Raw genomic sequence first — 7,199 nt, 5'->3', positions numbered from 1 at the left:
GACCTGGAACTGGTCGCCAGGGATCGTGCACTAGGGCGACTTCGCCGCTGCCAGATTGATCGAGCAGCAGTTCGCCCTCCTCCGCGTCGATTGTGGCCAGGCCACGACTGCGCAGCCCCCAGCTGAGGCGGCGGCTGTCTGAAATGGGGGCCCGCCAATGGCGGCTTGAGTGTTTGCCGGATCTATGGGGGACTTTTTCTACAAGAACCGCAGCGCTGAGTTGTTCTGCTGCGGCTTGATCCTGAAGATGGTGTTGAAAAAAGGCCAGTTGCAACCGATCAAGGCCGCCCTTCCAGTCGAGGTGCGTATAGGCGCCAATGCGCAGCAGCGGCGAGCCACCCGCAGTAATAGCACCTGCAAAGAGGTTCAAGATGCCGCGCAGATGGGGGTCGTACCAGCCACCGATCAGCAGCATCGGGCGCTGCCATAGAGCTGCGCCTGGTTGGTGGCAAACCCACCTAGGGGCCTCGCTTGCCGGTAGCTGCAGCCAGCGGCAGGCCATGCCTTGAGGGTCATGGCGCTTGAGCAGCTCCAAGCCATCAGACAGAAAGTCGCCCGAGCCGAGGCTGCGGCGAATCGCTTGCCAGCCGGCATCGTCCCCAAGTTTTTTGCAGCGCAGGGCTGCCAACTGCAGGCCCCAGCCGAGGCCTAGGGCCCACCAGTGGGCTCCACCCTCGCAAGCCCAGTCGCCGCGCTCGTCCAAACCAGCCATAGCCGGTGCCAGGCAGTCGGGCAGGGCCCCTGGATCGTCGCTTAGTAGTTGGGTCAGGCCTTGGTAAGAAAATCCGTAGCAACCGACTCTTCCGTTACTGCCATCAAGTTTGCGAACCCAGCGGATGGTGTCTGCACCATCGGATAACTCCTGCTCGAATCCTTGGAACGTCCCCTGGGAAGCACCTTGACCGCGCACATCCTGAACAACTACCAGAAAGCCATGGGCTGCGTACCAGCTGGGATGGGCATAGGTAACTGTTGAGGCGATCGCTCGGCCGTAGGGCTGGCGCATTAGCAGCACCGGCCATGGTCCTTGGCCTGCTGGTTGCCAGACTCGGCTGATCAGCTCTGTGCCATCCCGGCAGTCCATGGCCTCGTCTCGCCATTGAACCTGCAAAAGGTTTGGAGCCGGGCTGCTCACTCAGCGCACGTCGGGGCAATAAAGCCCAATCACATAGGTAATAAGTACCTCAGAATCCATGGGGCTGAGGTTTTCTTGGCGAGCGATCTGGCTGACGGCCGAGCTGGATGTAGCGGAGAGCCCCTGGGCGTTGAAGCCCTGAAACTGGCTGCAAAGCGCCTTCGCCCTCCCAGGGTTTTGCTTCACGGACTCCAGCAATTGGGATTGGGCCAGGGCGGGTGACCATGCGGCTGCCAGGTTGATCAGCAGTACCGGCAGGAGACTGGTTAAGGCCCAGCCGAAGGCCGAGTGGATTTTGGGGGACTGGCGATCAGACAACTTATGAAGCCCCATTGCAAATCCATTTGAGCCATAAGGGGCGGCGGCTGGAGCCTGCTCTGGATCAGTTTGTGGGGCGGCGTTGGGCGCGCCGGATCCATTCATTCAAGGTGGCTAGATCAAGCATGGGGGAGGCCATGCCGGTGAGGCTTCGTTGCAGCCGGCCCATCTGTACCAAGAGTTGGTGCGGGTCACTGGCCGCCAATCCAGCCCTGCTAGCGATGCCGGCGTAGAGCAGCAGGGCGGCTTCTGCCGGCTCGATTCCCACCTCCACCACTAGTCGGGCCTGGCCCCGAAGCTTGATCAGCCGGGCCTCGCTGGCGCCGCCGCTGCGCCCAAGCCGGCGCAGGTCCTGGTCTTGGAGACCGGCGAGTTGGGGCCAGTTATCGATGCCGGCTAGCTCCAATTGGCGTTGTTCACGCTTGAAGTGACTCGGCAATTGCCACATGGCTAGGGCTGTAGCTCAACATCACCACTTGTAAGGCTGCGGGTGGCTTCCGCCAGCACCACTGGCTTGCTGAGCCCTGGGGCGATCGTTTCCACCCGGCGCAGTCGCACATGCACCAGGTTGTCGGCGCTGCTGCGGCCTCCACCCCTGAGGTTTTGGGCTACTTGCTGAACTGTGGGTGCGGCGGCCCCATCCGCTAGGCCGTCTGGCGCTGCTGCCACCACCAGGTCGATGCCGTTGTCAAACACCACGGGCACACTCACGGCCCCAGCTAGCTGCACCCGAGGGGTGTAGCTCACCGCAAAGGCCAGGCAGGAAACGGCGAGCAGGGCCGTGAAGCTGGTGATACCAACCAGCCGAAAGCGAATCCCCCAGCGGCTCAGATAACCAACAATCGTGGTCAAAGCCAGGACTCCACTGGCGGCCCCCAGCCATTTGCCCGCTGTCATCAGGATTGGATCAGCGGCCATAGGGCTGGATGTTTGGGTTAGTGCCTTTATATTGCGCCGGTCGCAGGGGTGGCAGCCCACGGGAATGGCGGAGTTGCCAGAACAGAACCCTGGGCCAGTCCCCGCTTCGCCGTCACTTGCACCACCACCCTGGCCTCAGGGCCCCGGCAGCGTCCGCTTGCTGGCGGCGTTTGCAGGCGGTTGCGGTGCCCTGATTCTGTTGGTCTGGGGCGGGGATCAGGCCCTGAGAAAGCTCTACGAGCACTGGAGACCTCGGCTTGAGCAGCCGCTCAGCCAGCTTGCTGGCCATCCCGTTGAGCTTGGCGAATATCAGGGTCTGGGCTGGGGTGGTCTGCGCATTGGGCCCAGTCGCATCGCCCCTGGGCGGCTGGATGGCTCCTCACTCTTGGTGCGTTCGGTTTTGGTGAGCTTGGATCCGCTTGCCAGCCTGCGCCAGCGGTTGCCCGTGGTGCATGTGGGCTTGGCTGGTGTGCGCGCTGAGTTGCGGCGCAACTCTCAAGGTCAGTATTGGGTGCCAGGGCGGCTTGCTGTAGGCACCAAGCCGCCGCGCCTGGATCTCAGGTTGCGCCTGGTGGATCCCGCTTTGCTCAACCTGCAGCCTTCCGGTACGAGCCTCCGCCTCACGGGCCGTGGTGCAGTGCTGCCCCATCGCCGGGAGGTTGAACTGGCGGCTTGGCTGCGCTCGGAGGTGGCCGCTGGCGAGCTGGCCATGGAGCTCCAGGGCAATTGGCAGATGCAGCGCTGGGATGGAACCCTGCGGACAAAGGCCTTGCAGCTACCCCCTCTGCAGCGCCTGTTAGGCCTGCCTGGTCAACTTGCGGGTCACGCAGATGGCAAGTTCGCCTTGGCCTGGAGGGATCGCCAGCCCTTCTGTCGAGGTGGAGCCCAGCTGCGCCAATTGCGCTGGCGGCCTGCGACCGGCGTATCCCGACTGGAGTTGCCATTCAGCCAACTGCGCTGCAGCGGCCAGGCGCTCGAGTTGGACCGCTCTGCCTGGCGCTGGGGAGCACCGGGCAGCAAGGGCCTGCAGGGCACCCTGCGGCTTGAGGGGCTGTGGCAGCGAAACCAGCTTCAGTTGCGCCAGTTTGAGCTGGCCCGCGGTCGCTCCTGGCTAAAGCTCAAGGGGAGCTTGGCCAGGCGTTTTGATCTGACGGGGCAATGGCAGCTCCGGCCCGGTGACCTTCCCCTGCAAGCCGGCACCCCTGAGTGGCTGTTGAACCAAAAGGTAAGCGGCTCAGTTTCGGCCAGGGGGCCGTGGCGCCTGCCCCAGCTCCAGGCCCGCTTTGGTCAGCCCAGTAACCCGTTGCTGGGTCGCTGGGATGCGGTTTTGGATTGGCGCGATAAGCGCCTAGTGCTGCAGCGTTTCAGTAGTGCCCACCTCTCCGCCCGTGGCGTGTTGCCCCTGGGCCTGCGGGCCGGTGAGGGGCTGGTGCCAGGCCAGCTCGATCTCAACTTGGAGCTGCAGCGCTACCCCCTCGAGCGGCTCGATTTGCTTGTGGGCACCCAATTGCAGGGAATCTTGCAGGCCACTGGCCGGGTTCGGGGCCCTCTCAAAGCCTTGAGGCCAGACCTGGATCTCCAGATCGACCAGCCCGGTGCGGGCCCCCTCAGCTTGCGGGAAAACTGGCAGGGCCAGTGGTTTGGTGATCCGGCTGGTGGTGGGCGCCTACGCATGCAAGCTCTCGCCCCTGCGCCGGTGGGGGTGCTTACGGCCCGCCTCGATTCCCGTTGGGTCCCCCGTGCAGTTCGCCTTGACCGGGCCGGCGGCACTCTGGAACTCAACGGCAGCCCTCGGGCCTACCGCTGGCAGGCATCCCAGTTGCCCCTCGACGGATTGCAGCTAGCCCTGGGGCCAAATTCGAGGCGTCAACCCCTGCAAGCCCGGCTGAGCGGTCAGGGCCTGCTTGAACTCCAACCCCTGGCCTTCAGCGGTAGCGCCCAGCTTGATCGGCCGGTGTTTTTGGGCGTCTGGGGGAAATCGGCCCAGGCGAATATCCGCTATGCCAAGCGTCGCTACTCAGTCCAAGGAGCTGTCTCTCCCCTTGCTGGGGGCAACCTTGCGATCGATTGGAGTGGCGTATGGCATGGCGCCTTCCGAGCCCGCCTCCAGGCTGAGCGATTACCGCCGCTGTTTTTGCAGCAGTTGGTCAGGGCCTGGCCCCTGTGGCGCGGAGGGAGCGCGCCGATCCTGGGCCGGGCCAGCGACATCGGCACCCTGCTGATCGATACGTTTAGCGGCAGCGTGCAGGGCCAGCTGCGCGCCCTGGAGCTTGCTAGAGCTCGCCTGAGCTCTGCCGGGCTGGAGCGTGACCGGCAAAGCAGCCCCCAGGAGCGACTGCAGCGGCTGGCAGGTCAGATCGATGCAGACCTGCGCCTTGACGGAGCCAGCCTGCTGGAAGCCCGCGCCGACCTCCAGGCCCGCGCCCACCTCTGGTTGCCTGAGGCAAACCAGGACCAGCCCCTTACCTCTGTGCCGGTGCTGGTGAAGTTCACCGGGCCCCTGCGCCGGGGGGCTGGCAATTTCAGCCTGGCTGACCTGCCCCTTGAGCTGTTGGCGCTGCTTACCCCTGTGCCCGCCGGATTGCGTGGCCGCCTATCTCTGCAGGGGCGCTACCGCCTCGGCACTCCCCAACCTGAGCTTGCCCTCAACATCAACCTGGTTGATGGCTACCTAAGGGAAACGGCTTTGGTGCTGGAGCGGAGCACCATTCAGCTGGAGCAGGCCAGGCTGCTCCTCGATCTTTCTTTGCGGGCGGCCGGGGCTTCAACCAGCGTCGAATTGGCGGGTGTTGTGCCCTTGGATCCGGGGAGGCAGGGTCTTGAACTGCGCCTGGCTAGTCGTGACGACGGCTTGCGCTTCCTGGCGGGGCTTGCCCAGCCTGCCCTGCAGTGGAATCAGGGCAGCGGCGACCTCCAACTGCTGGTGCGCGGCAGCGTTAGAGAGCCGATCGCTAACGGATTTTTGCGTTTTCGGGGTGCTCAGTTGCAGTTCATCGGCCAAAAGGTTCGTGACGTCGATGCCACCGTGCTGTTCGACTTTGAGCAGCTCCTGCTTCAGGAGTTCAACGCCAAGGTGGGAGATAAGGGAGTGGTGCGTGGTCAGGGAAGCCTGGGGCTGTTTCGCCCTGAGGCCACAGCTGATGGCAAAGACGCCACGCTGAAGGTAGAGCTTGAAAAGGTGCCCTTTGCCATGTCTCGGATCAAGGCCGTGGCTGATGGGTCCCTTCAAATCGGAGGCAGCGTTGCTGCCCTTGATATTGGCGGGGAGCTGGCTATATCCCGGGGCAGCATCAACGTTCAGCCGGCTCGACTGGCCAGTGAAGCCAATCTGGCGGCACCGGTAGCTAGCGCTGCTGAATTGCTCGAATCCAGCTGGAATTACGACCAGCCCTTGGTGCTGCTCGGTCCCGATGTGGAGAGCAACGCCAGTGAGGCCCTGCGTGCCGCCGTACCTAATGCCAGCTTTGTGGGTTTCGACGACCTGAGGTTGAAGCTGGGCCCCGACCTGAAGGTTGGCATCCCCAACCTGGCCAGCTTTGGCACCAGTGGTTTGCTGCGACTTAATGGGAGGCTTGATCCGAGCCTGCGCTTGCAGGGTGTGGTGCGATTGCTGAACGGGCGACTAAACCTGTTCACCACCACGTTTGGTCTCGACCCCGACTCCCCAAACGTTGCGGTGTTCACACCCTCGATGGGATTGATTCCTTTTTTAGATATCTCGCTGCGTACCAGGGTCTCCGACAACCTGCCGACCACCAGTGGTATTGGGACCGCCGGCAGCCTTTCATTGCAGGACTTTCAGGCGGTTGGCGCCACCAACTCCCTCGACCAGCTCAACTTGGTGCGTGTTTTTCTGAGTGTGAGCGGCCCGGCGGACCGTCTTGCCGACAACCTGGTGCTGCGCAGTTCGCCGCCGCTCTCGGAAGATCGGCTGCTGGCCCTGATCGGCGGCAATACCCTGGCCGGCCTGGCGGGATCTGCAGGCGGCACCGTGCTGGCTACCGCCCTAGGACAAACCCTGCTCTCGCCTCTGCTCGGCACCCTCGGCGATGCCTTCGGCCAGCGACTCAGCTTTGCCCTTTATCCCACCTACGTGAACCAAGGTGTGGCCAGTGGCGCCGAACGTCGCTCAGGCCGGGTGCCGTCCCAGCTGGTGCTGGGAGCTGAGATAGGTCTTGATCTCACGGAACGCTTCAATGCTTCCGTGTTGGCTGCCCCCAACCGCTCCGACGTACCGCCCCAGTTAAATCTGAATTTCAAGGCCTCAGAATTGCTCAACCTGCAGGGCGCCGTCGACGCCCAGGGTGCCTGGCAGACCCAGTTGCAGCTGTTTTTCCGCTTCTGAGCTTGTTTATTTCGATGCAGCGATTCCGATGAACCAGTTGATCGGGGTGGATCTCGGTGGTAGTGCCATCAAGTTGGGGCGCTTCAGCGAAGCCGGCGACCTGCTGGCGGAGCTGCAGGTGCCTACGCCCCAGCCAGCAATGCCTGGTGCAGTGACAACGGCGATCGTGGCGGCGGTCCAGCAAATTGATCCTGAGCGGTTGGCTGATCGGGTTGGGGTGGGCCATCCGGGGCCGAGCGACCAGGCCGGCCGGGTGGCGCGCATCGCCATAAACCTGCCGGGTTGGCTGGATGTGCCCTTGGCCAACTGGCTCGAGCCCCTGCTGGAGCGCCCTGTGACCCTGGCCAATGACGCCAACTGCGCCCTGATCGGTGAGCACTGGCTCGGGGCGGCCCGAGGAGTTGGCGATGTGTTGCTGCTCACCTTGGGCACGGGCGTGGGCGGAGCGGTGTTGCTTGATGGCCATTTGTTTACGGGTCATCG

At 63.7% G+C, this 7,199-nt stretch carries 6 protein-coding genes; 2 read left to right on the top strand and 4 right to left on the bottom strand.

The annotated features are described in order from the left end of the window. From KBY71_RS13945 to KBY71_RS13930, 4 genes are all read right to left on the bottom strand, one after another. Nucleotides 1-1,084, bottom strand: a 1,084-nt coding sequence (locus KBY71_RS13945) for a CocE/NonD family hydrolase (RefSeq protein WP_254929497.1), incomplete at its 3' end; no start/stop codon positions are given. Nucleotides 1,085-1,135: 51 nt separating this feature from the next. Beyond that, a complete protein-coding gene (locus KBY71_RS15160; RefSeq protein ID WP_315858570.1) occupies nucleotides 1,136-1,558 on the bottom strand; it encodes a hypothetical protein in 423 nt (140 codons plus the stop codon). Continuing rightward, nucleotides 1,518-1,901, bottom strand: a complete 384-nt coding sequence (locus KBY71_RS13935; RefSeq protein WP_254929496.1) for a DUF4332 domain-containing protein — start codon at nucleotides 1,899-1,901, stop codon at nucleotides 1,518-1,520. Before KBY71_RS13935 ends, KBY71_RS15160 begins: the two co-directional genes overlap by 41 nt. A 2-nt stretch (nucleotides 1,902-1,903) precedes the next feature. Beyond that, nucleotides 1,904-2,371 carry a Ycf51 family protein gene (locus KBY71_RS13930; RefSeq protein WP_254929495.1) on the bottom strand — a complete coding sequence of 156 codons (468 nt, stop codon included), beginning with the start codon at nucleotides 2,369-2,371 and terminating at the stop codon, nucleotides 1,904-1,906. Nucleotides 2,372-2,780: 409 nt separating this feature from the next. Here KBY71_RS13930 and KBY71_RS13925 point away from each other — a divergent pair, with 409 nt between their 5' ends. Both KBY71_RS13925 and KBY71_RS13920 read left to right on the top strand, forming a co-directional pair. Continuing rightward, nucleotides 2,781-6,716: a translocation/assembly module TamB gene (locus KBY71_RS13925; protein WP_254929494.1), complete on the top strand. Its 3,936-nt coding sequence runs from the start codon at nucleotides 2,781-2,783 to the stop codon at nucleotides 6,714-6,716. Between the two features lie 28 nt (nucleotides 6,717-6,744). After that, nucleotides 6,745-7,199: ROK family protein (locus tag KBY71_RS13920; RefSeq protein ID WP_254929493.1), on the top strand; the 455-nt coding region annotated here is incomplete at its 3' end.

The organism is Cyanobium sp. T1B-Tous (assembly GCF_024345475.1).
Classification (GTDB): Bacteria; Cyanobacteriota; Cyanobacteriia; order PCC-6307; family Cyanobiaceae; genus Cyanobium_A.
This window is presented reverse-complemented; position numbering and strand designations above follow the sequence as displayed.

Bases quoted from the DNA above. Each gene is read 5' to 3' on its own strand.
- KBY71_RS15160 (WP_315858570.1), bottom strand. From the start codon at position 1,558: ATGAATGGATCCGGCGCGCCCAACGCCGCCCCACAAACTGATCCAGAG.
- KBY71_RS13935 (WP_254929496.1), bottom strand. From the start codon at position 1,901: ATGTGGCAATTGCCGAGTCACTTCAAGCGTGAACAACGCCAATTGGAG.
- KBY71_RS13930 (WP_254929495.1), bottom strand. From the start codon at position 2,371: ATGGCCGCTGATCCAATCCTGATGACAGCGGGCAAATGGCTGGGGGCC.